At 64.5% G+C, this 18,053-nt stretch carries 28 protein-coding genes; all 28 read right to left on the reverse strand.

The features are described from left to right. Positions 1-110: 110 nt before the first annotated feature. On the reverse strand, positions 111-629 hold the full coding sequence (rplO, locus tag CLG96_RS15855; RefSeq protein ID WP_107969555.1) for a 50S ribosomal protein L15: 519 nt from the start codon (positions 627-629) through the stop codon (positions 111-113). 114 nt (positions 630-743) lie between these two features. Beyond that, positions 744-920 carry a 50S ribosomal protein L30 gene (gene rpmD / locus CLG96_RS15860; RefSeq protein ID WP_107969352.1) on the reverse strand — a complete coding sequence of 59 codons (177 nt, stop codon included), beginning with the start codon at positions 918-920 and terminating at the stop codon, positions 744-746. Between the two features lie 6 nt (positions 921-926). Continuing rightward, complete coding sequence (gene rpsE / locus CLG96_RS15865; RefSeq protein WP_107969354.1) at positions 927-1,631, reverse strand: 30S ribosomal protein S5; 705 nt, start codon at positions 1,629-1,631, stop codon at positions 927-929. Beyond that, positions 1,632-1,991, reverse strand: a complete 360-nt coding sequence (rplR, locus tag CLG96_RS15870; protein WP_107969356.1) for a 50S ribosomal protein L18 — start codon at positions 1,989-1,991, stop codon at positions 1,632-1,634. It abuts the gene before it with no gap. After that, a complete protein-coding gene (rplF, locus tag CLG96_RS15875; RefSeq protein WP_107969358.1) occupies positions 1,991-2,524 on the reverse strand; it encodes a 50S ribosomal protein L6 in 534 nt (177 codons plus the stop codon). The genes rplR and rplF overlap by 1 nt, the downstream gene beginning before the upstream one ends. Then, positions 2,524-2,919: a 30S ribosomal protein S8 gene (rpsH, locus tag CLG96_RS15880; RefSeq protein ID WP_107969360.1), complete on the reverse strand. Its 396-nt coding sequence runs from the start codon at positions 2,917-2,919 to the stop codon at positions 2,524-2,526. The genes rplF and rpsH overlap by 1 nt, the downstream gene beginning before the upstream one ends. A gap of 9 nt (positions 2,920-2,928) precedes the next feature. Next, positions 2,929-3,234 (reverse strand): 30S ribosomal protein S14, encoded by a 306-nt coding sequence (rpsN, locus tag CLG96_RS15885; protein ID WP_107969362.1) that lies wholly within the window; start codon positions 3,232-3,234, stop codon positions 2,929-2,931. Positions 3,235-3,263: 29 nt separating this feature from the next. After that, positions 3,264-3,842 (reverse strand): 50S ribosomal protein L5, encoded by a 579-nt coding sequence (gene rplE / locus CLG96_RS15890; protein ID WP_107969364.1) that lies wholly within the window; start codon positions 3,840-3,842, stop codon positions 3,264-3,266. Then, positions 3,835-4,152 carry a 50S ribosomal protein L24 gene (gene rplX / locus CLG96_RS15895; RefSeq protein WP_107969366.1) on the reverse strand — a complete coding sequence of 106 codons (318 nt, stop codon included), beginning with the start codon at positions 4,150-4,152 and terminating at the stop codon, positions 3,835-3,837. The genes rplE and rplX overlap by 8 nt, the downstream gene beginning before the upstream one ends. Beyond that, the gene (gene rplN, locus CLG96_RS15900) at positions 4,152-4,523 is read right to left on the reverse strand and encodes a 50S ribosomal protein L14 (RefSeq protein WP_107969368.1); all 372 of its coding nucleotides are present in this window, start codon (positions 4,521-4,523) and stop codon (positions 4,152-4,154) included. The genes rplX and rplN overlap by 1 nt, the downstream gene beginning before the upstream one ends. Positions 4,524-4,542: 19 nt before the next feature. Then, positions 4,543-4,803 carry a 30S ribosomal protein S17 gene (gene rpsQ, locus CLG96_RS15905; RefSeq protein WP_107969370.1) on the reverse strand — a complete coding sequence of 87 codons (261 nt, stop codon included), beginning with the start codon at positions 4,801-4,803 and terminating at the stop codon, positions 4,543-4,545. Between the two features lie 11 nt (positions 4,804-4,814). Next, complete coding sequence (gene rpmC / locus CLG96_RS15910; RefSeq protein WP_107969372.1) at positions 4,815-5,021, reverse strand: 50S ribosomal protein L29; 207 nt, start codon at positions 5,019-5,021, stop codon at positions 4,815-4,817. A 1-nt stretch (position 5,022) separates the two neighbouring features. After that, positions 5,023-5,454 carry a 50S ribosomal protein L16 gene (gene rplP, locus CLG96_RS15915; RefSeq protein WP_107969374.1) on the reverse strand — a complete coding sequence of 144 codons (432 nt, stop codon included), beginning with the start codon at positions 5,452-5,454 and terminating at the stop codon, positions 5,023-5,025. Between the two features lie 63 nt (positions 5,455-5,517). Then, positions 5,518-6,213, reverse strand: coding sequence for a 30S ribosomal protein S3 (rpsC, locus tag CLG96_RS15920; RefSeq protein ID WP_107969376.1), 696 nt, complete (start codon positions 6,211-6,213; stop codon positions 5,518-5,520). A 1-nt stretch (position 6,214) separates the two neighbouring features. After that, positions 6,215-6,595 carry a 50S ribosomal protein L22 gene (gene rplV / locus CLG96_RS15925; RefSeq protein ID WP_107969378.1) on the reverse strand — a complete coding sequence of 127 codons (381 nt, stop codon included), beginning with the start codon at positions 6,593-6,595 and terminating at the stop codon, positions 6,215-6,217. Next, the gene (gene rpsS / locus CLG96_RS15930; RefSeq protein WP_107969380.1) at positions 6,595-6,870 is read right to left on the reverse strand and encodes a 30S ribosomal protein S19; all 276 of its coding nucleotides are present in this window, start codon (positions 6,868-6,870) and stop codon (positions 6,595-6,597) included. The genes rplV and rpsS overlap by 1 nt, the downstream gene beginning before the upstream one ends. Before the next feature lie 3 nt (positions 6,871-6,873). After that, positions 6,874-7,710 (reverse strand): 50S ribosomal protein L2, encoded by an 837-nt coding sequence (rplB, locus tag CLG96_RS15935; protein ID WP_107969382.1) that lies wholly within the window; start codon positions 7,708-7,710, stop codon positions 6,874-6,876. A gap of 10 nt (positions 7,711-7,720) precedes the next feature. Next, on the reverse strand, positions 7,721-8,035 hold the full coding sequence (locus CLG96_RS15940) for a 50S ribosomal protein L23 (RefSeq protein WP_107969384.1): 315 nt from the start codon (positions 8,033-8,035) through the stop codon (positions 7,721-7,723). After that, a complete protein-coding gene (gene rplD / locus CLG96_RS15945) occupies positions 8,028-8,654 on the reverse strand; it encodes a 50S ribosomal protein L4 (protein ID WP_107969386.1) in 627 nt (208 codons plus the stop codon). Before rplD ends, CLG96_RS15940 begins: the two co-directional genes overlap by 8 nt. Positions 8,655-8,656: 2 nt before the next feature. Next, the gene (gene rplC / locus CLG96_RS15950) at positions 8,657-9,394 is read right to left on the reverse strand and encodes a 50S ribosomal protein L3 (RefSeq protein WP_107969387.1); all 738 of its coding nucleotides are present in this window, start codon (positions 9,392-9,394) and stop codon (positions 8,657-8,659) included. A 255-nt stretch (positions 9,395-9,649) separates the two neighbouring features. Beyond that, complete coding sequence (gene rpsJ, locus CLG96_RS15955) at positions 9,650-9,961, reverse strand: 30S ribosomal protein S10 (RefSeq protein WP_011952197.1); 312 nt, start codon at positions 9,959-9,961, stop codon at positions 9,650-9,652. Positions 9,962-10,087: 126 nt separating this feature from the next. Beyond that, entirely contained in the window at positions 10,088-11,278 is a 1,191-nt protein-coding gene (gene tuf / locus CLG96_RS15960) for an elongation factor Tu (RefSeq protein WP_107969389.1), read from the reverse strand. A gap of 76 nt (positions 11,279-11,354) precedes the next feature. After that, positions 11,355-13,427, reverse strand: a complete 2,073-nt coding sequence (gene fusA, locus CLG96_RS15965; RefSeq protein ID WP_107969557.1) for an elongation factor G — start codon at positions 13,425-13,427, stop codon at positions 11,355-11,357. Positions 13,428-13,484: 57 nt separating this feature from the next. Further along, a complete protein-coding gene (rpsG, locus tag CLG96_RS15970; RefSeq protein WP_107969391.1) occupies positions 13,485-13,955 on the reverse strand; it encodes a 30S ribosomal protein S7 in 471 nt (156 codons plus the stop codon). 13 nt (positions 13,956-13,968) lie between these two features. After that, entirely contained in the window at positions 13,969-14,340 is a 372-nt protein-coding gene (gene rpsL, locus CLG96_RS15975) for a 30S ribosomal protein S12 (RefSeq protein ID WP_107969559.1), read from the reverse strand. A gap of 270 nt (positions 14,341-14,610) precedes the next feature. Continuing rightward, a complete protein-coding gene (locus CLG96_RS15980; protein WP_107969393.1) occupies positions 14,611-15,888 on the reverse strand; it encodes a Xaa-Pro dipeptidase in 1,278 nt (425 codons plus the stop codon). Positions 15,889-15,932: 44 nt separating this feature from the next. Then, positions 15,933-16,574, reverse strand: coding sequence for a phosphatase PAP2 family protein (locus tag CLG96_RS15985; protein ID WP_243395822.1), 642 nt, complete (start codon positions 16,572-16,574; stop codon positions 15,933-15,935). Positions 16,575-16,647: 73 nt separating this feature from the next. Next, positions 16,648-18,045, reverse strand: coding sequence for a dihydrolipoyl dehydrogenase (lpdA, locus tag CLG96_RS15990; protein WP_107969395.1), 1,398 nt, complete (start codon positions 18,043-18,045; stop codon positions 16,648-16,650). Positions 18,046-18,053: the final 8 nt, after the last annotated feature.

Here is an 18,053-nt window from a genome sequence, read left to right on the forward strand (position 1 = left end):
ATTCGGACCCCGGATAAATAAATGGCGGCGGAGTGCCTCTACGCCCCCCGCCGCCTCATATAGTGCGTGCTTCCGGCTTGTATAAGCCGGAAACGTGGCGGCCCGTAAGGTTACGCCTTGGCCTTCTTCGCCGTGCCCTTCTTGGCAGCGGCCTTCTCGGCGGCCGGAACCACCTCGATCACGTCCACGGAGCCGCCGGCCTGCTCGATCGCCTCGCGCGCCGACTTCGACACGCCCGCCACGCGGAACGACAGCTTCGCGGTCAGCTCGCCCTTGGCCAGCACGCGCACGCCATCCTTGCCGCCACGGGCAACGCCGGCGGCCTTCAGCGCGGCATGGTCGATCGTGCCGTCGGTGGCCAGCGTGCCGGTATCGACCAGCTTCTGGATCTGGCCCAGATTCACCTCGGCATAATCCTTGGCAAAGATATTGTTGAAGCCGCGCTTCGGCAGGCGCATGTGGAGCGGCATCTGGCCGCCCTCGAAACCCTTGATGGACACGCCCGAACGGCTCTTCTGGCCCTTCTGGCCACGACCGCCGGTCTTGCCCAGGCCCGAGCCGATGCCGCGACCAACGCGGACCCGGCCCTTGCGGGCGCCGTCATTGTCGCGGATGTCGTTCAACTTGATCGTCATGTGATGCACTCGCTTTCGCTTTTGTCGCGCCGATAAAAAGGAAGGGGCGCCAATAGCGCCCCCTCCCCTGTTTGTCATCCCCGTCTCCGGGGATGGCGACGGAAGGGCTTAGCCCTCCACCTTCACCATATGCTGCACCTTCCGGATCATGCCGCGCACTTCGGGGGTGTCCTGAAGCTCGCGGGTCCGGTGCATCTTGTTGAGGCCGAGGCCGACCAGCGTCGCGCGCTGATCGGGGGTACGGCGGATCGGCGAACCGATCTGGGTGACCTTGATGGTAGCCATCGTCGATTACTCCGTGATCGCAGCCGCGTCGGCCACGGCCAGCTCGGCCGAAGCACCACCACGACCCAGCAGGTCGGCGATCTTCTTGCCGCGGCGCTGAGCCACCGACTTCGGGCTGGTCTGATCCGTGAGCGCCTCGAAGGTCGCGCGGATCATGTTGTAGGGGTTGTTCGTGCCGACCGACTTGGTCACCACGTCATGCACGCCCAGGCTCTCGAAGACGGCGCGCATCGGGCCGCCCGCGATGATGCCGGTACCCTGCGGGGCCGAGCGGACATAGACGCGGCCGGCGCCGAAATGGCCCATGCCGTCATGATGCAGCGTACGGCCCTCGCGCAGCGGCACGCGGATCATCGCCTTCTTGGCGGACGCAGTCGCCTTGGAGATGGCTTCCGGCACTTCGCGCGCCTTGCCATGGCCGAAGCCGACCCGGCCCTTGCCGTCGCCCACGACCACCAGCGCCGCGAAACCGAAGCGCTTGCCGCCCTTCACCGTCTTGGACACACGGTTGATGTGGACCAGCTTCTCGACCAGCTCCTCGCCGCCTTCCTCGCCGCCGCCACGACGATCGTCACGCCGACCACGGCCGCCCTCGCGACCGCCACGGCCGCGATTGTCGCCGCCACGGCCGCCGCGCGGACCACGACCGCGACGCTCGCCCTCGGGAGCGCCGCCTTCCGGCGCAGCCGCCTGGTTGATTTCGTCAGCCATTTAGAACTCCAATCCGCCTTCGCGGGCGGCGTCGGCCAGAGCCTTCACCCGACCATGGAACAGAAAGCCGCCGCGATCGAACACCACCTTGGTGACGCCCGCCGCAGTGGCGCGCTCGGCAAGACGCTTGCCGACCGAAACGGCCGCATCGACATTGGCGCCCGAACCCGCGTCGCGAACATCCTTGTCCAGCGTCGAGGCGGCGGCGAGCGTGCGGCCCTGCGTGTCGTCGATCACCTGGGCATAGATATGCCGGCCCGAACGATGCACCGACAGCCGCGGGCGAAGGCCGCCCTTGGCGCGGAGCGCGGCGCGGACGCGCTGGCGGCGCCGCTGAAAGAGGGAAAGACCCTTTGCCATTACTTCTTCTTCCCTTCCTTACGGAAGATGAACTCGCCGGCATATTTGATGCCCTTGCCCTTATAGGGCTCGGGCTTGCGCCAACGACGGATCTCCGCGGCGACCTGGCCGACCTTCTGCTTGTCGATACCCGAAATGTTGACCGTGGTCTGGTCGGGCGTCGCGATCGTGATGCCTTCCGGAATCGCGAAATCGACATCATGGCTGTAGCCGAGCTGCAGCTTCAGATTCTTGCCCTGAAGATTGGCGCGGTAGCCGACGCCGGTGATCTGGAGCGTCTTGGAGAAGCCCACGGTCACGCCGGTGATCAGATTCTGGACCAGCGTGCGCTGCATGCCCCAGAAGGCGCGCGCCCGCTTGCTGTCGCTGACCGGCTGCACCGAAATGCCGCCATCCTCGATCGCATAGGTCACTTCGTCCGCCAGCGGCAGCGTCAGCGTGCCCTTGGGACCCTTCACCGAAAGCGTGCGGCCCTCGATGTTCGCCGTCACGCCCGCAGGGATCGTGACCGGCTTCTTACCGATGCGGCTCATCAGAAGACCTCCGCGAGAACCTCGCCGCCGACATTCTGCTCGCGCGCTTCCGCGTCGGAGAGAACGCCCTTCGGCGTCGAAACGATGGTGATGCCCAGGCCGTTGCGCACGCGCGGCAGGTCCTTCGAACCCGAATAGACGCGGCGGCCCGGCTTCGAGACGCGGGCGACATGCTGGATCGCCGGCTGGCCCTCGAAATATTTCAGCTCGATGCGCAGGCCCGCATGACCCGCCAGCTCTTCCTCGGAATAGCCACGGATATAGCCTTCGCGCTGAAGCACGTCGAGCACGCGGGCACGCAGCTTGGACGCAGGCGTCAGCACGCTGTCCTTGCGGGCGCGCTGGCCGTTGCGGATACGGGTGAGCAGATCACCCAATGGATCGGTCAAAGCCATCTCTAACCCTTACCAGCTCGACTTCGTGACGCCGGGGATCATGCCCTTGTTGGCAAGATCGCGCAGCGTGACGCGCGACAGACGGAACTTGCGATAATAAGCGCGGGGACGCCCGGTCATCTCGCAACGGTTGCGGACGCGCGTCGGGTTCGCATTGCGCGGGATCTCCGCAAGCTTGAGACGCGCGATCAGGCGCTCGGTCTCGTCCTTGCTCTCATCGTCCGCAATCGCCTTCAGACGGGCATATTTGCCCGCATACTGCTTGACGAGCTTCTTGCGACGCTCGTTCTTGTTGATCGAACTCAGTTTCGCCATGACTTAAGTTCTCTTTCCTTACGCGCGGCTCACGCCGCCTTCTTCTCTTCAGCCGTCGGCTGCGGGAACGGGAAGCCGAACAGACGGAGAAGCTCGCGAGCCTCCTCGTCGGTCTTGGCCGTCGTCGCGATGATCACGTCCATGCCGCGGATCTTGTCGACCTTGTCATAGCTGATCTCCGGGAAGATCAGCTGTTCCTTGAGGCCTGTCGCATAATTGCCGCGGCCGTCGAACGACTTGTCGGACAGGCCACGGAAGTCGCGGACGCGCGGGAGAGCAATCGTCACGAAACGGTCGAGAAATTCGTACATGCGCTCGCGGCGGAGGGTGACCTTCGCGCCGATCGGCATGCCCTCGCGCAGCTTGAACTGCGCGATCGACTTCTTCGCCTTGGTGATGACGGCCTTCTGGCCGGCGATCGCCGTCATTTCGGCGGCAGCCTGCTCGACCTTCTTCTTGTCCTGGGTCGCCTCGCCCACGCCCATGTTCAGGACGATCTTGGAGAGCTTCGGCACTTCCATGACATTCTTGTAGCCGAACCTTTCCGTCATCGCCTTGACGATGCGGTCTTCGTACTGCTGCTTCAGCCGGGGCTTATAATCAGCCATCGATCTTCTCACCCGTCTTGACGGCGACGCGGACCTTCTTGCCGTCCTGGATTTCGAAACGGACGCGGGTCGGCTTGCCGTCCGCGGTCACATGCGCGACCTTCGAGACGTGCAGCGGCGCTTCCGTGCGCTCCAGGCCACCCTGCGGATTGGCCTGGGTCGGCTTGCGGTGACGGGTCGCAACGTTCACGCCGGACACGATCACCTTGCTATCCTTCGGGAAGGACTTGGTGACCTCGCCGGTCTTGCCCTTGTCCTTGCCGGACAGGACGACGACCTTGTCACCCTTCTTGATCTTCAGCGCAGCCATCACAGCACCTCGGGCGCAAGCGAAATGATCTTCATGTGACCGGACTGGCGCAGCTCGCGCACCACCGGGCCGAAGATACGGGTGCCGATCGGCTCCCCGCTATTCTTGTTGATCAGCACAGCCGCATTGCCATCGAAACGGATGGTCGAGCCGTCCGGACGATGGATATCCTTGGCGGTGCGGACGATGACGGCACGATGCACGTCACCCTTCTTCACCTTGCCGCGCGGAGCCGCTTCCTTGATCGAGACGACGATAATGTCGCCCACGCCAGCGAAACGGCGCTTGGACCCGCCCAGCACCTTGATGCACTGCACCCTCTTGGCACCGCTGTTGTCAGCGACGTCGAGGTTCGTCTGCATCTGGATCATGTTCTAGACCCTTCCCTAATCAGGCAGCGGCGACCGGCGTTTCCGCGCCGACCTTGCCGATGACCTTCCACGTCTTCAGCTTCGAGATCGGCGCGCATTCCTCGATGCGGACCGTCTCACCCTCACGAAACTGGTTGGTCTCGTCATGGGCGTGATACTTCTTCGAACGGCGGATGATCTTGCCGTAGAGCGGATGCTTCACGCGTCGCTCCACCTTCACCACCACCGTCTTGTCGGTCTTATCGGAGACCACCGTTCCCGTCAGCACGCGCTTCGGCATGTGATGCTCCTTTAAGCCTTCGCCGCAGCGTTCGCACGCTGGGTCTGGAGGGTTTTAATCTGCGCGATCGTGCGGCGCACCTCGCGAACGCGGCTCGGCTTTTCGAGCTGGTTCGTGGCGGCCTGGAAGCGCAGGTTGAACTGCTCGCGCTTCAGCTCGCCGAGCTGCGTCGAGAGCTGATCGTCCGTCTTGGACTTGAGATCGTCGATCTTCGCCATGTTACGCGGCCTCGTAGATGGATTCGCCAAGGCGGGCGACCACCTTGGTCTTGATCGGCAGCTTCTCCATCGCGCGCTCGAAGGCGACGCGGGCGAGCGGGCCGGGAACGCCGTCCAGCTCGAACAGGATGCGGCCGGGCTTGACGCGGGCGACCCAATATTCGGGCGCGCCCTTACCGGAACCCATGCGGACTTCGGCCGGCTTCGACGAGACGGGCACGTCCGGGAAGATGCGGATCCACAAGCGGCCCTGACGCTTGATGTGACGCGTGATCGCGCGGCGGGCCGCCTCGATCTGGCGGGCGGTGATCCGGTCGGGCTCGAGCGCCTTCAGGCCGAACGCGCCGAAATTGAGCGCGGTGCCGCCGGGGGCCTTGCCGTGGATGCGGCCCTTATGGGCCTTACGGAACTTTGTGCGTTTCGGTTGCAGCATTTCAAATCGCCTTCTGACACCGTTGGTCCGGTCGATCAGGCGACGCTGCCGAGGGGATTACCCTCAGCGCGCCGGCCGGACCCCCGACGTCTGTGCTTCCATCATGAGCCGATCCTGGGCGAGCGGATCATGGCCGAGAATCTCGCCCTTGAAGATCCAGACCTTCACGCCGCAGACGCCATAGGCAGTGTGCGCCTCGGCCTCGGCATAATCGACGTTCGCGCGCAGCGTGTGCAGCGGAACGCGACCCTCGCGATACCATTCGGTCCGCGCGATCTCGGCGCCGCCGAGACGGCCGGCGCAGGTGATGCGGATGCCTTCCGCGCCGAGGCGGAGAGCGGACTGGACGGCGCGCTTCATCGCACGGCGGAAGGCCACGCGACGCTCGAGCTGATCGGCGACCGACTGGGCGACGAGCTTGGAGTCGATCTCGGGCTTGCGGATCTCGACGATGTTCAGCGACACGTCGGACGAGGTCATCTTGCCCAGCGTGCGGCGGAGCTTCTCGATGTCCGCGCCCTTCTTGCCGATGATCACGCCGGGGCGCGCGGCATAGATGGAGATGCGGCAGAGCTTCGCCGGACGCTCGATCACCACCTTCGAAATCGCGGCCTGCGGCAGCGACTTGAAGATCAGCTTGCGGATCTTGAGATCCTCGAGGAGCAGACGGCCATAATCGGCGCCGTCGGCATACCAGCGGCTGTCCCAGGTGCGGTTGATCTGCAGCCGCATCCCGATCGGGTTGGATTTCTGACCCATCTTATTCGGCCTCTTCCTGCTCGCGCACGACCACGCGGATGCGGGCGAACGGCTTCACGATGCGCGTCGACCGGCCGCGGGCGCGGGTGGCGAAGCGCTTCATCACGATCGACTTGCCGACCGACGCTTCCTTCACGACGAGCGAGTCGACATCGAGATTATGGTTGTTCTCGGCATTGGCGATCGCCGAGGCGAGCACCTTGCGCACGTCCACAGCCATCGCCTTCTTGGAGAAGGAGAGGATGTTGAGCGCGTCACCGGCCTTCTTGCCGCGGATCAGGCCCGCGACGAGATTGAGCTTGTACGGGCTGCCGCGGACGGTGGTGGCCACCGCCAGGGCTTCCTTGTCGCCTACGCGACGGGGAGCTGCAGGCTTCGACATCAGCGCTTGCCCTTCTTGTCGGCGGCGTGGCCGGGGAAGTAGCGCGTCGGCGCGAACTCACCCAGCTTGTGACCGACCATATCCTCGTTGACCGACACCGGCACGAACTTGCGGCCATTGTAGACGTTGAACGTCAGGCCGACGAACTGCGGCAAAATGGTCGAACGACGCGACCAGGTCTTGATGGCGCCGCGCGCGCCGCTGTCCTGCGCGCCTTCCGCCTTCCGGAGAAGGTGGAGATCGACGAACGGACCTTTCCAGACGGAACGGGCCATGGATTACCTCTTCTTCTTCGCGTGACGCGAACGGATGATGAACTTGTCCGTCGCCTTGTTCGAACGAGTGCGCGCACCCTTGGTCGGCTTGCCCCAGGGGGTAACCGGATGACGGCCGCCCGAGGTGCGCCCTTCACCACCGCCGTGCGGGTGATCGACCGGGTTCTTGGCGACGCCGCGGGTCAGCGGACGATGGCCGAGCCAGCGGTTGCGACCGGCCTTGGCGAGATTCTGGTTGGCGTTGTCGGGGTTCGACACCGCGCCCACCGTCGCCATGCAGTCCGAACGGATATAGCGCTGCTCGCCCGAGTTCAGGCGAACCATCACCATGCCCTTGTCGCGGCCGACGACCTGCACATAGGTGCCGGCGGCGCGCGCGATCTGGCCACCCTTGCCGGGCTTCAGCTCGACATTGTGGACGATCGTGCCGACCGGAGCCTGGCCGATTTCCATCGCATTGCCCGGCTTCACGTCGGTCTTCTTGCCGGCGACGACCTGGTCCCCGACCGCCAGACGCTGCGGCGCGAGGATGTAAGCGAGTTCGCCATCCTCATACTTCACCAGCGCGATGAAGGCCGAACGATTGGGGTCATATTCCAGACGCTCGACGGTCGCGGGCTGATCCCACTTCCGACGCTTGAAATCGACGAAGCGATATTTCTGCTTGTGACCGCCGGCGATGCCGCGCGCGGTGGCGTGGCCCTGATTGTTGCGGCCACCGGTCTTGCGCTTGCCTTCGACCAGCGCCTTGACCGGCTTGCCCTTCCACAGGCCGGACCTGTCGACGAGGATCAGGCCGCGGCGGGCCGGGCTCGTCGGATTATAATGCTTGAGTGCCATTATCCGCGCCTCAAATGCCGGTGGTGACGTCGATCGACTGGCCCTCGGCCAGCGTCACGATCGCCTTCTTGACGTCGGACCGCGTATAATCCCGGCCCTTCCACTTCTTCGTCTTGCCCTTGGCGACGAGCGTGTTCACGCCGGTCACGGTGACGGAGAAGAGCGCCTCGACGGCGGCCTTGATCTGCGGCTTGGTGGCGCTGCCCGCCACCTTGAAGACGACCGCATTATGCTCGGAGAGCAAGGTCGACTTCTCGGTGATGTGCGGTGCCAGCACCACATCATAGTGGCGGTTGTCCACCACGGCTTCCTGCTGCTTAGCCATTGAAGCGCGCCTCCAGCTTCTCGATCGCGGCGCGCGTCAGCACCAGCGTGTCATGCTTCAGAATGTCGTAGACGTTCGCGCCGATCGCCGGGAGGACGTTCACGCCCTTGAGGTTGGACGAGGCCAGCGCGAAGCTGTTCGTCACCTGGTCACCGTCGATCACCAGCGCCTTCGCGCCGAAGCCGAGCTTGCCGAGCTGCGCGGCGAGCGCCTTGGTCTTGCCCTCGGCCACGTCGAGCGTGTCGAGAACGATCAGGCTGCCGCCCTGCGCCTTGGAGGACAGCGCCATCTTGAGGCCGAGCGTGCGGATCTTCTTGTTCAGCGACGGATTAAAGTCGCGAACGCGCGGACCATGCGCCTTGCCACCGCCGATGAAGACGGGCGCGCGGCGATCGCCGTGACGGGCGGTACCACCACCCTTCTGGCGGCCGAACTTCTTGCCCGAACGGGCGACGTCGCCACGCTCGCGGGCGGCACGGGCGGTGCCCCGACGCTTTTCGAGCTGCCACGTCACGACGCGGTGCAGGATGTCGGCGCGCGGCTCGAGGCCGAAGATCGCGTCGTTGAGCTCGATGTCGCCGTTGCCGGTCGCATCGAGGGTCTGGACCTGAACCTTCATGATCAGCCCTCCTGACCTTCAGCGGCTTCCGGAGCAGTCTCGACCGGAGCGGCGTTGTTGTTGGCGACCTGCTTCAGGCCGGCGGGATAGGGAGCGTCGGCATGGCGCGCGACCTTCACCGCGTCCTTGACGATCAGCCAGGCCCCCTTGGAGCCGGGCACCGAACCCTTGACGAACAGCAGCCCGCGCTCGGCGTCCGTGCGGACGATTTCGAGGTTCTGCTGAGTGCGCTGACGGTCGCCCATATGGCCGGCCATCTTCTTGTTCTTGAACACGCGGCCCGGATCCTGGCGGTTGCCGGTCGAACCATGCGAGCGGTGCGAGACGGAGACGCCGTGCGTCGCGCGCAGACCACCGAAGCCCCAGCGCTTCATCGCACCGGCAAAGCCCTTGCCCTGCGTCTGGCCGGCAATGTCGACGAGCTGGCCGACGACGAAATGGTCGGCGGAGATTTCCGCGCCCACATCGAGCAGGCCATCCGCATCGACGCGGAATTCGGCGACATAAGCCTTGGGCTCCACCTCGGCCTTGCCGAAATGGCCGCGCTGCGGCTTGGCGACATTCTTCGCCTTGGCGGCGCCAGCACCGAGCTGGACCGCGACATAGCCGTCACGATCCTGTTCGCGGCGCGAAACCACCTGGACGTTATCGAGTTGCAGGACAGTGACGGGCACATGGCGGCCGTCGTCCTGGAACAGGCGGGTCATCCCCACTTTCTTCGCGATCACGCCGGTACGCATGATCCGTTCCTTCCCTACAGAGGCTCGCGTTAGCGGCGAGCGTGCCAACGAAAAAGGCCCCGGTTCTCACCAGAGCCCTAGCCCAAAATCCGAATTGCCCCCGTCAGGGCCAGGTTTCCGCTCATCAAAGCGAAAGACGGGGACTCGGTCGGCAGCATGCTGCCCGGTATCCCTGTTCTTCCATCGCCGGAGCCGAAGCCTCAGCAATAAAAGCGGCGCGCTCAGCGATTCGCCTGGCGCGCCGGAGCCGGCCTCTTAGGCCAGTTTGATCTCGACATCAACACCCGCGGCGAGATCGAGCTTCATCAGCGCGTCGACCGTCTGCGGGGTGGGCTGAACAATGTCCAGCAGGCGCTTATAGGTGCGCACCTCGAACTGCTCGCGCGACTTCTTGTCGATATGCGGACCACGGTTGACCGTGAACTTCTCGATGCGCGTCGGCAGCGGAATGGGTCCACGGATAAGCGCGCCGGTACGACGGGCGGTGTCTGCGATGTCGCCCGTGGCCTGATCGAGCACGCGGTGATCAAAAGCCTTCAGACGAATGCGAATATTCTGCGTTTCCATGACCCACCGATGCGAAAGAGCCTAATTCGAACAGGATCGATCCGATCCGCCCGAAAACATGTTTGTCTATTAAAAGGCAAACCGCGCGACTCCTCCGGAGAGGAGCCGCGCGGTGGCAGCCCTATATTACTTGGAGATGGAGCTGACAACCCCGGCGCCGACGGTGCGGCCGCCTTCGCGGATCGAGAAGCGCAGGCCCTCTTCCATGGCGATCGGGGCGATGAGCTTCACGCCGAGCTGGACGTTGTCGCCCGGCATCACCATCTCGGTGCCCTCGGGGAGGACGACCTCGCCGGTCACGTCCGTGGTGCGGAAGTAGAACTGCGGACGATAGTTGGCGAAGAACGGGGTGTGACGGCCACCTTCTTCCTTCGAAAGCACATAGACTTCCGACTGGAACTCGGTGTGCGGCGTGATCGAGCCCGGCTTGGCCAGAACCTGGCCACGCTCGACCTCTTCACGGCCGACGCCACGGAGCAGCGCGCCGATATTGTCGCCCGCCTGGCCCGAGTCGAGCAGCTTGCGGAACATTTCGACGCCGGTGACGGTGGTCTTGCGGGTGTCCTTGAGGCCGACGATCTCGACTTCCTCACCCACCTTGACGATGCCGGTCTCGACGCGGCCGGTGACGACGGTACCGCGGCCCGAGATCGAGAACACGTCTTCGATCGGCATCAGGAACGGCTTGTCGAGCGGACGCTCCGGCTGCGGGATATAGTCATCCACGGCCTGCATCAGCTTGAGCACGGCGTCATGGCCGATCTCGGGCTGCTTGTTCTCGAGCGCGCACACCGCCGAACCCTGGATGACGGGGATGTCGTCGCCCGGGAAGTCGTAGGAGGAGAGCAGCTCGCGGATCTCGAGCTCGACGAGCTCCAGGATCTCGGGGTCGTCGACCAGATCGACCTTGTTCATGAACACGACGAGCGCGGGCACGCCGACCTGACGGGCGAGCAGGATGTGCTCGCGGGTCTGCGGCATCGGGCCGTCGGTCGCCGACACCACCAGGATGCCGCCGTCCATCTGCGCGGCGCCGGTGATCATGTTCTTCACATAGTCGGCGTGGCCCGGGCAGTCGACGTGCGCATAGTGGCGCTTCTCGGTCTCATATTCGACGTGCGCGGTCGAGATGGTGATGCCGCGCTCACGCTCTTCCGGCGCCTTATCGATGTTGGCGTAGTCGACGAACGTCGCGCCGCCGGTCTCGGCGAGGACCTTGGTGATCGCGGCCGTCAGCGAGGTCTTGCCATGGTCGACGTGACCGATGGTGCCGATGTTGCAGTGCGGCTTCGTCCGCTCGAACTTAGCTTTCGCCATGTCTTTCCTACCTTCTTTTCAACTTGATTCGAGCGCGCCGCCCGATGCGGACGCGCTCATAAGGGCAAAATTCGGATTATGCCAGCTTCGCCTTGACCTCTTCCGCGACGTTCGCCGGGACTTCGTCATAGTGCGAGAACTGCATGCTGTACTGCGCACGACCCTGGGTGAAGGAGCGGAGCTGGTTCACATATCCGAACATGTTGGCGAGCGGCACCATCGCCTCAACCACCTGGGCATTGCCGCGGCTGTCGGTGCCCTGAATCTGGCCACGACGGCTGTTCATGTCGCCGATGACGTCGCCCAGATAATCTTCCGGGGTCACGACCTCGACCTTCATGATCGGCTCGAGCAGCTTGATGCCCGACTTCTGCGCGGCTTCGCGCATCGCGCCGCGCGCCGTGATCTCGAACGCCAGTGCGGACGAGTCGACGTCGTGATAGGCGCCGTCGGTCAGCGTCGCGGTGAAGTCGATGATCGGGAAGCCGATCAGCGAACCCGTCGCCGCAACCTCGCGAATGCCCTTTTCCACCGACGGGATATATTCGCGCGGCACGTTGCCGCCCTTCACCTCGTCGACGAAGATCACGCCCTGGCCGCGCTCGCCCGGCTCGACCGTGATCTTGACGCGACCGAACTGACCCGAGCCACCCGACTGCTTCTTGTGGGTGTAATCGACATCGACCTTGCGGCCAAGCGATTCACGATAGGCGACCTGCGGCGCGCCGACATTGGCCTCGACCTTGAACTCGCGCTTCATGCGGTCGACGAGGATCTCGAGATGGAGTTCGCCCATCCCCTTGATGATCGTCTGACCGGACTCGTGGTCCGAGGTGACGCGGAAGGAGGGATCCTCGGCGGCGAGACGGTTGAGCGCGACGCCCATCTTCTCCTGGTCGGCCTTGGTCTTCGGTTCGACCGCAACCTCGATCACCGGCTCCGGGAATTCCATGCGCTCGAGGATGATCGGCGCGGACGGCGCGCAGAGCGTGTCGCCCGTCGTCGTCTCCTTGAGGCCGGCCAGCGCCACGATGTCGCCCGCATAGGCTTCATCGATGTCCTCGCGGCTGTTCGCATGCATCAGCAGCATGCGGCCGATCTTTTCCTTCTTGTCCTTCACCGAGTTGAGCACGGTGCTCTTCTCGAGCTTGCCCGAATAGATGCGGGCGAAGGTGAGCGAGCCCACGAAGGGATCGTTCATGATCTTGAAAGCGAGCGCCGAGAAGGGCGCAGCGTCGTCGGCCGGACGGGTGTCCTTGGTCTCGCCATCGAGCTTGACGCCTTCGACCGGCGGAATGTCGAGCGGCGACGGCAGATAGTCGACCACCGCGTCGAGCAGCGGCTGGACGCCCTTGTTCTTGAAGGCCGAGCCGCAGAGGATCGGCACGAACGAGAAGTTCAACGTGCCCTTGCGGATCAGCTTCTTGAGGGTCGCCGCATCCGGCTCATTGCCCTCGAGATAGGCTTCCATCACGTCATCGTCCTGCTCGACGGCAGTCTCGATGAGTTCGGCGCGCGCAGTCGCGGCGGCATCGGCCAGATCGGCCGGAATGTCCTGATATTCGAACTTCGCGCCCAGCGACTCCTCGAGCCAGATGATCGCGCGGTTCTCGACCAGATCGACGAGACCCTTGAAGCCACCCTCGATACCGATCGGGAGATAGAGAACGAGCGGACGCGCGCCGAGGCGATCCTTGATCATCTCCACGCAGCGCTCGAAATTCGCGCCGGTGCGGTCGAGCTTGTTGACGAAGCACATCCGCGGAACTTTGTACTTCTCGGCCTGGCGCCACACCGTCTCGGACTGCGGCTCGACACCGGCAACGCCGTCGAAGCAGGCGACCGCGCCGTCGAGCACGCGCAGCGAACGCTCGACCTCGATGGTGAAGTCGACGTGGCCCGGCGTGTCGATGATGTTGATGCGATGATCGTTCCAGAAACAGGTCGTCGCGGCCGACGTGATCGTGATCCCGCGCTCCTGCTCCTGCTCCATCCAGTCCATGGTGGCGGTGCCCTCATGAACTTCGCCGATCTTGTAGGACTTGCCGGTGTAATAAAGGATACGCTCGGTCGTCGTCGTCTTGCCGGCGTCGATGTGCGCCATGATGCCGATATTGCGATATTTGGCGAGCGGATGGCTGCGGGCCATGATCATAAACTCCGATGTCGGGACGCGGGGGCGACCCGCATCCCGACTATATGGGTGTTACCAGCGATAGTGCGAGAAGGCGCGGTTGGCTTCCGCCATCCGATGCGTGTCCTCGCGCTTCTTGACCGCGTTGCCGCGATTGTTGGCTGCATCCAGCAGCTCGCCGGACAGGCGGGCCGCCATGGTCGTTTCGGAGCGCGAGCGCGCTGCCGAGATCAGCCAGCGGATCGCGAGCGCCTGCGAACGCTCGGCGCGAACCTCGACCGGAACCTGATAGGTCGCACCGCCGACGCGGCGGCTGCGGACCTCGATACCCGGCTTCACATTGTTGAGCGCATCATGGAAGACGGCCAGCGGATCGCGCTTCGCGCGCGTCTCGACCGTATCGAGCGCACCATAGACGATGCCTTCGGCGACGGACTTCTTGCCGTCCAGCATGACGCTGTTCATGAACTTGGAGAGAACCACGTCCCCGAACTTCGGATCGGGGAGGATTTCGCGCTTCTCGGGGCGACGACGACGTGCCATTTCTGCTTATCCCTTACTTCGGCCGCTTGGCGCCGTACTTCGAACGGCTCTGCTTGCGGTTCTTCACACCCTGCGTGTCGAGCACGCCGCGCAGCACATGATAGCGCACACCCGGAAGGTCGCGCACACGGCCGCCGCGAATGAGCACCACCGAGTGCTCCTGCAGGTTATGGCCTTCGCCGGGGATATAGCTGATGACTTCGCGCTGGTTCGTCAGGCGGACCTTGGCCACCTTGCGAAGCGCGGAGTTCGGCTTCTTCGGGGTCGTCGTGTAAACTCGGGTGCAAACGCCGCGCTTCTGCGGGTTCGCTTCCATCGCGGGGACCTTCGAGCGCTCTTTCTGCAGCTCGCGGCCCTTGCGCACCAACTGGTTGATCGTCGGCATGAAGCCCTTCACCTTTTCAAGTTACTTTACGGATGCCTGCGCGTGCCAGAATGCACGAAAGCCCCGACGGCCGATAAATCGACCCTCCGGGCCCTCACACGCATCAGCAATGTTCAAGCGTGCCCATAGCGGGACGGCGGACAGGACGATGCCCATAAGTCGGCCCACGAGCAGGCGGCGCTATAGCGATGGACTCGACGAGGGTCAACCGCGCCTCGGGCAGGAAACAGCGGGCCGGGATCGGCGGATCTCCGGCCCGGATTCACGTCATTACTGGAGCGGCTTTTCCACCTTGCCGCCCTTCATCACGAAGGCGACCTTCTCCAGCAGCCGCACGTCCGCCAGCGGATTGCCGTGCACCGCGATCAGATCGCCATAATGGCCCGGCGTCAGCGCGCCGACATCCGCCGTCTGGCCGAGCGCCTCGGCCGCACTCAGCGTCGCCGCCCGGATCGCCTGGGCGGGCGTCATGCCCCATTCGACCATCTTGGCAAACTGCCGTCCATTGTCGCCATGCGGATAGACCCCGCCATCCGTGCCGAAGAGCATCGGCACGCCCGCCTTCACCGCCTTGCGGAAGGTCTCGCGCTGAAGCCGGCCGATCATCTTCTCCTTGGCGAGATTCTCCGGCAACGTACCGTTCTTCTCGCCCGTCTCGAGAATATAATCGTCATTATAGATATCCATGTCGAACCAGGTCTTCGACTTGGCCGCGAGCGCGATCGTCGCATCGTCCGCCAGGCTCGCATGTTCGATCGTGTCGATGCCCGCCTCGATCGCGGTGCGGATGCCCTCATTGCCATGGGCATGCGCGGCGACCTTGAGGCCCAGCATATGCGCCTCCTCCGCGATCGCCTTCATTTCGGGCAGGCTGAGCTGCTGCGCGCCGACCGAATCGCCGATCGAGAAGACGCCGCCCGTGGCGCAGATCTTGACCACCCGTGCGCCATATTTGTGCAGCCATCGCACCTTGGCGCGCGCCGCCTCGGGGCTGTCGACCACCGCCGGGCTGGGCTTCTCCATCGAGGGCGGAAAGCCGCCATTGTCGCAATGACCACCGGTCGCGCCGATCGCCCAGCCGGCCGCGACGATGCGGGGCCCGGGCACATAGCCGCCGTCGATCGCCTGGCGGAGGCCGACATCCTGGAAATCCTGCGCGCCGACATTGCGCACGGTCGTGAAGCCGGCCTCCAGCGTCTTCTTCGCATTGGCGACGCCGACCGCGCCCCAGAAGCTGTCGGTATATTCGAGGTTGCGATAGCCGCCTATCTCCGCGAGCGCCGTCAGATGGACATGCATGTCGATCAGCCCGGGCAGGATCGTCGCATCGCCCAGATCGACGCGCTTCGCATCGGCGGGAAGGACCGGCCGGGCGCCGCCGCGCGTGACGAGCGAGGCGACGCGGCCATCCTCGCCGATCAGGACGACCGGATCGTCGAGCAGCCTGCCCGACGCCACATCGACCATATGCGCCGCCGTCACCACCACCGGCTCGGCCGCGGCCGGCGCCGCGAGAACGAGCGACAGCGCCGTCAAATATTTCATCATATGGGAAATCCCCCGTCCGGAATTTTTCCTGGAGCCTAACCCCGTTACGCTTCCGGTCCAGCATTTTGTTGCAGGGGCAGCGTCCACAGCAGGGCCCAGCCCGCGCCGAGGCACCAGCCGGCAAGCACGTCGCTCGGCCAGTGGACGGCGAGCGCGACGCGGGACATGCCGATCAGCAGGACGAGCAGCAAGACGGCGATCAGCGGCCCCTGCCCCATCCTTTCGCGGACCAACAGGGCGAGGCCGAGATAAAGGATCATCCCATTGGCGGCATGACCGCTGGGCAGGCTTGCGCTCGTCTCCCAATCCAGATGCGGCAGCAGGTCGGGACGCGCACGGCCGGCCAGCGCCTTCAGGCCCGAGACAAGCGCCGCGCCACTCGCCGCCATGCCGAGCAGCAGCGCGGCACGCCGCCACTGCCGGAACCAGGCGAACAGGCCGAGCGCGATCAAGGTGAGCGCGATGCGAACGTCACGGTCGCCGGCGGTAGTGATCGCCTCCATCGTCAGCGCCAGCCAGCGATGGTCGCGCGTATAGCCGCCAAGCGCGAGCAGGATTTGCGCGTCGAGGAGGTTGGCTGTTCCGGAAAGCACCGCCGCCGCGACCAGCAGGGCAGCGAGAAGCAGCAGCAACGGCAGGAAGAAGCGGGGCGAGATCGGGCGGCTTGCCGATCTTGTTTCAATCACTGACCGATTCCGAGCCAAACAATCCCGTCATCCCTGCCTAGGCAGGGATGACGGGTCGGATAGTTCGAATGTCCTAGAAATGGAGCGCCCGACCATAGGCCGAAAGCACGCTCTCATGCATCATCTCGCTCAGCGTGGGATGAGCAAAGACGGTGTGGGTCAGCTCATGCTCGGTCGTTTCGAGCTGGCGAGCGACGACATAGCCCTGGATCAGCTCGGTCACTTCCGCGCCGACCATGTGCGCGCCGAGCAGTTCGCCGGTCTTGGCGTCGAACACCGTCTTGATGAAGCCTTCCGCCTCGCCCAGCGCGATCGCCTTGCCATTGCCGATGAAGGGGAATTTGCCGACCTTCACCTCATAGCCGGCATCCTTCGCCTTGGCCTCGGTGAGGCCAACCGAGGCCACCTGCGGCCGCGAATAGGTGCAGCCCGGAATGTTCGACTTGTCCATCGGATGGACGCCCTTGTAGCCGGCAATCGCCTCGGCCGCGACGACGCCCTCATGGCTCGCCTTATGCGCCAGCCAGGGCGCGCCCGCCACGTCGCCGATCGCCCAGATGCCGTCCACATTGGTGCGGCCATAGGGATCGGTCTCGATATGCCCGCGCGTCGTCTTCACGCCCGCCGCCTCGAGGCCGATATTCTCGGTGTTGGGCACGATGCCGATCGCGACGATGGCGTGGCTGAATTCCTGCGTCACGCTCTTGCCATCGGCGGTCTTGATCGTCGCCGACACGCCCGCGCCCTTCGCCTCCAGCTTCTCGACGCCGGCCTTGGTGAGGATCGTCATCTTCTGCTTGGTGAGCTGCTTGGTCATGAAGTCGGAGACTTCGGCATCCTCAACGGGCAGGATGCGATCGAGCATCTCGACGATCGTCACCTCGGCGCCCATGTCCGAATAGAAGCTGGCGAATTCGACGCCGATCGCGCCCGATCCGATCACGAGCAGCTTGGTCGGCATCTCGGTCGGCACCATCGCATGGCGATAGGTCCAGATCTTCTTGCCGTCCGCCTTGGCGAAGGGCAGGTCGCGCGCGCGCGCGCCGGTCGCGACGATGATGTCCTTGGCAAGAAGCTCGGTGGTCTTACCGTCCTTGACGACGGAGAGCTTGCCTTTGGCAGTGATCGTCCCCTCGCCTTCGACGACGCTGATCTTGTTCTTCTTCATCAGCCCCTTGACGCCGGCATTGAGCTGGCCGGCCACCTTGCGCGAGCGATCGACGATCTTGGCGAGATCGAAGGCGGGCTTCTCGACCGACAGGCCATAGGCGTCGGCATGGGTGATGTAATGATAGACCTCGGATGTGCGGAGCAGCGCCTTGGTGGGAATACAGCCCCAGTTGAGGCAGATGCCGCCCAGCTTCTCGCGCTCGACGATCGCAACCTTCAGCCCCAGTTGCGCGGCCCGGATCGCGGCGACATAGCCGCCAGGGCCGGAACCGAGCACGATCACATCATATTGGTCTGCCATCAGGTCCT

The sequence above is a fragment of the Sphingomonas oleivorans genome (assembly GCF_003050615.1).
Taxonomy (GTDB): domain Bacteria; phylum Pseudomonadota; class Alphaproteobacteria; order Sphingomonadales; family Sphingomonadaceae; genus Sphingomonas_H; species Sphingomonas_H oleivorans.

Excerpts from the sequence above, each read along its gene's own strand:
- rpmD (WP_107969352.1), bottom strand. The coding sequence starts at position 920 with ATGGCTACCATCAAGGTCACCCAGATCGGTTCGCCGATCCGCCGTACC.
- rpsE (WP_107969354.1), bottom strand. The coding sequence starts at position 1,631 with ATGGCTGACGAAATCAACCAGGCGGCTGCGCCGGAAGGCGGCGCTCCC.
- rplR (WP_107969356.1), bottom strand. The coding sequence starts at position 1,991 with ATGGCAAAGGGTCTTTCCCTCTTTCAGCGGCGCCGCCAGCGCGTCCGC.
- rplF (WP_107969358.1), bottom strand. The coding sequence starts at position 2,524 with ATGAGCCGCATCGGTAAGAAGCCGGTCACGATCCCTGCGGGCGTGACG.
- rpsH (WP_107969360.1), bottom strand. The coding sequence starts at position 2,919 with ATGGCTTTGACCGATCCATTGGGTGATCTGCTCACCCGTATCCGCAAC.
- rpsN (WP_107969362.1), bottom strand. The coding sequence starts at position 3,234 with ATGGCGAAACTGAGTTCGATCAACAAGAACGAGCGTCGCAAGAAGCTC.
- rplE (WP_107969364.1), bottom strand. The coding sequence starts at position 3,842 with ATGGCTGATTATAAGCCCCGGCTGAAGCAGCAGTACGAAGACCGCATC.
- rplX (WP_107969366.1), bottom strand. The coding sequence starts at position 4,152 with ATGGCTGCGCTGAAGATCAAGAAGGGTGACAAGGTCGTCGTCCTGTCC.
- rplN (WP_107969368.1), bottom strand. The coding sequence starts at position 4,523 with ATGATCCAGATGCAGACGAACCTCGACGTCGCTGACAACAGCGGTGCC.
- rpsQ (WP_107969370.1), bottom strand. The coding sequence starts at position 4,803 with ATGCCGAAGCGCGTGCTGACGGGAACGGTGGTCTCCGATAAGACCGAC.
- rpmC (WP_107969372.1), bottom strand. The coding sequence starts at position 5,021 with ATGGCGAAGATCGACGATCTCAAGTCCAAGACGGACGATCAGCTCTCG.
- rplP (WP_107969374.1), bottom strand. The coding sequence starts at position 5,454 with ATGCTGCAACCGAAACGCACAAAGTTCCGTAAGGCCCATAAGGGCCGC.
- rpsC (WP_107969376.1), bottom strand. The coding sequence starts at position 6,213 with ATGGGTCAGAAATCCAACCCGATCGGGATGCGGCTGCAGATCAACCGC.
- rplV (WP_107969378.1), bottom strand. The coding sequence starts at position 6,595 with ATGTCGAAGCCTGCAGCTCCCCGTCGCGTAGGCGACAAGGAAGCCCTG.
- rpsS (WP_107969380.1), bottom strand. The coding sequence starts at position 6,870 with ATGGCCCGTTCCGTCTGGAAAGGTCCGTTCGTCGATCTCCACCTTCTC.
- rplB (WP_107969382.1), bottom strand. The coding sequence starts at position 7,710 with ATGGCACTCAAGCATTATAATCCGACGAGCCCGGCCCGCCGCGGCCTG.
- CLG96_RS15940 (WP_107969384.1), bottom strand. The coding sequence starts at position 8,035 with ATGGCTAAGCAGCAGGAAGCCGTGGTGGACAACCGCCACTATGATGTG.
- rplD (WP_107969386.1), bottom strand. The coding sequence starts at position 8,654 with ATGAAGGTTCAGGTCCAGACCCTCGATGCGACCGGCAACGGCGACATC.
- rplC (WP_107969387.1), bottom strand. The coding sequence starts at position 9,394 with ATGCGTACCGGCGTGATCGCGAAGAAAGTGGGGATGACCCGCCTGTTC.
- rpsJ (WP_011952197.1), bottom strand. The coding sequence starts at position 9,961 with ATGGAAACGCAGAATATTCGCATTCGTCTGAAGGCTTTTGATCACCGC.
- tuf (WP_107969389.1), bottom strand. The coding sequence starts at position 11,278 with ATGGCGAAAGCTAAGTTCGAGCGGACGAAGCCGCACTGCAACATCGGC.
- fusA (WP_107969557.1), bottom strand. The coding sequence starts at position 13,427 with ATGGCCCGCAGCCATCCGCTCGCCAAATATCGCAATATCGGCATCATG.
- rpsG (WP_107969391.1), bottom strand. The coding sequence starts at position 13,955 with ATGGCACGTCGTCGTCGCCCCGAGAAGCGCGAAATCCTCCCCGATCCG.
- rpsL (WP_107969559.1), bottom strand. The coding sequence starts at position 14,340 with ATGCCGACGATCAACCAGTTGGTGCGCAAGGGCCGCGAGCTGCAGAAA.
- CLG96_RS15980 (WP_107969393.1), bottom strand. The coding sequence starts at position 15,888 with ATGATGAAATATTTGACGGCGCTGTCGCTCGTTCTCGCGGCGCCGGCC.
- lpdA (WP_107969395.1), bottom strand. The coding sequence starts at position 18,045 with ATGGCAGACCAATATGATGTGATCGTGCTCGGTTCCGGCCCTGGCGGC.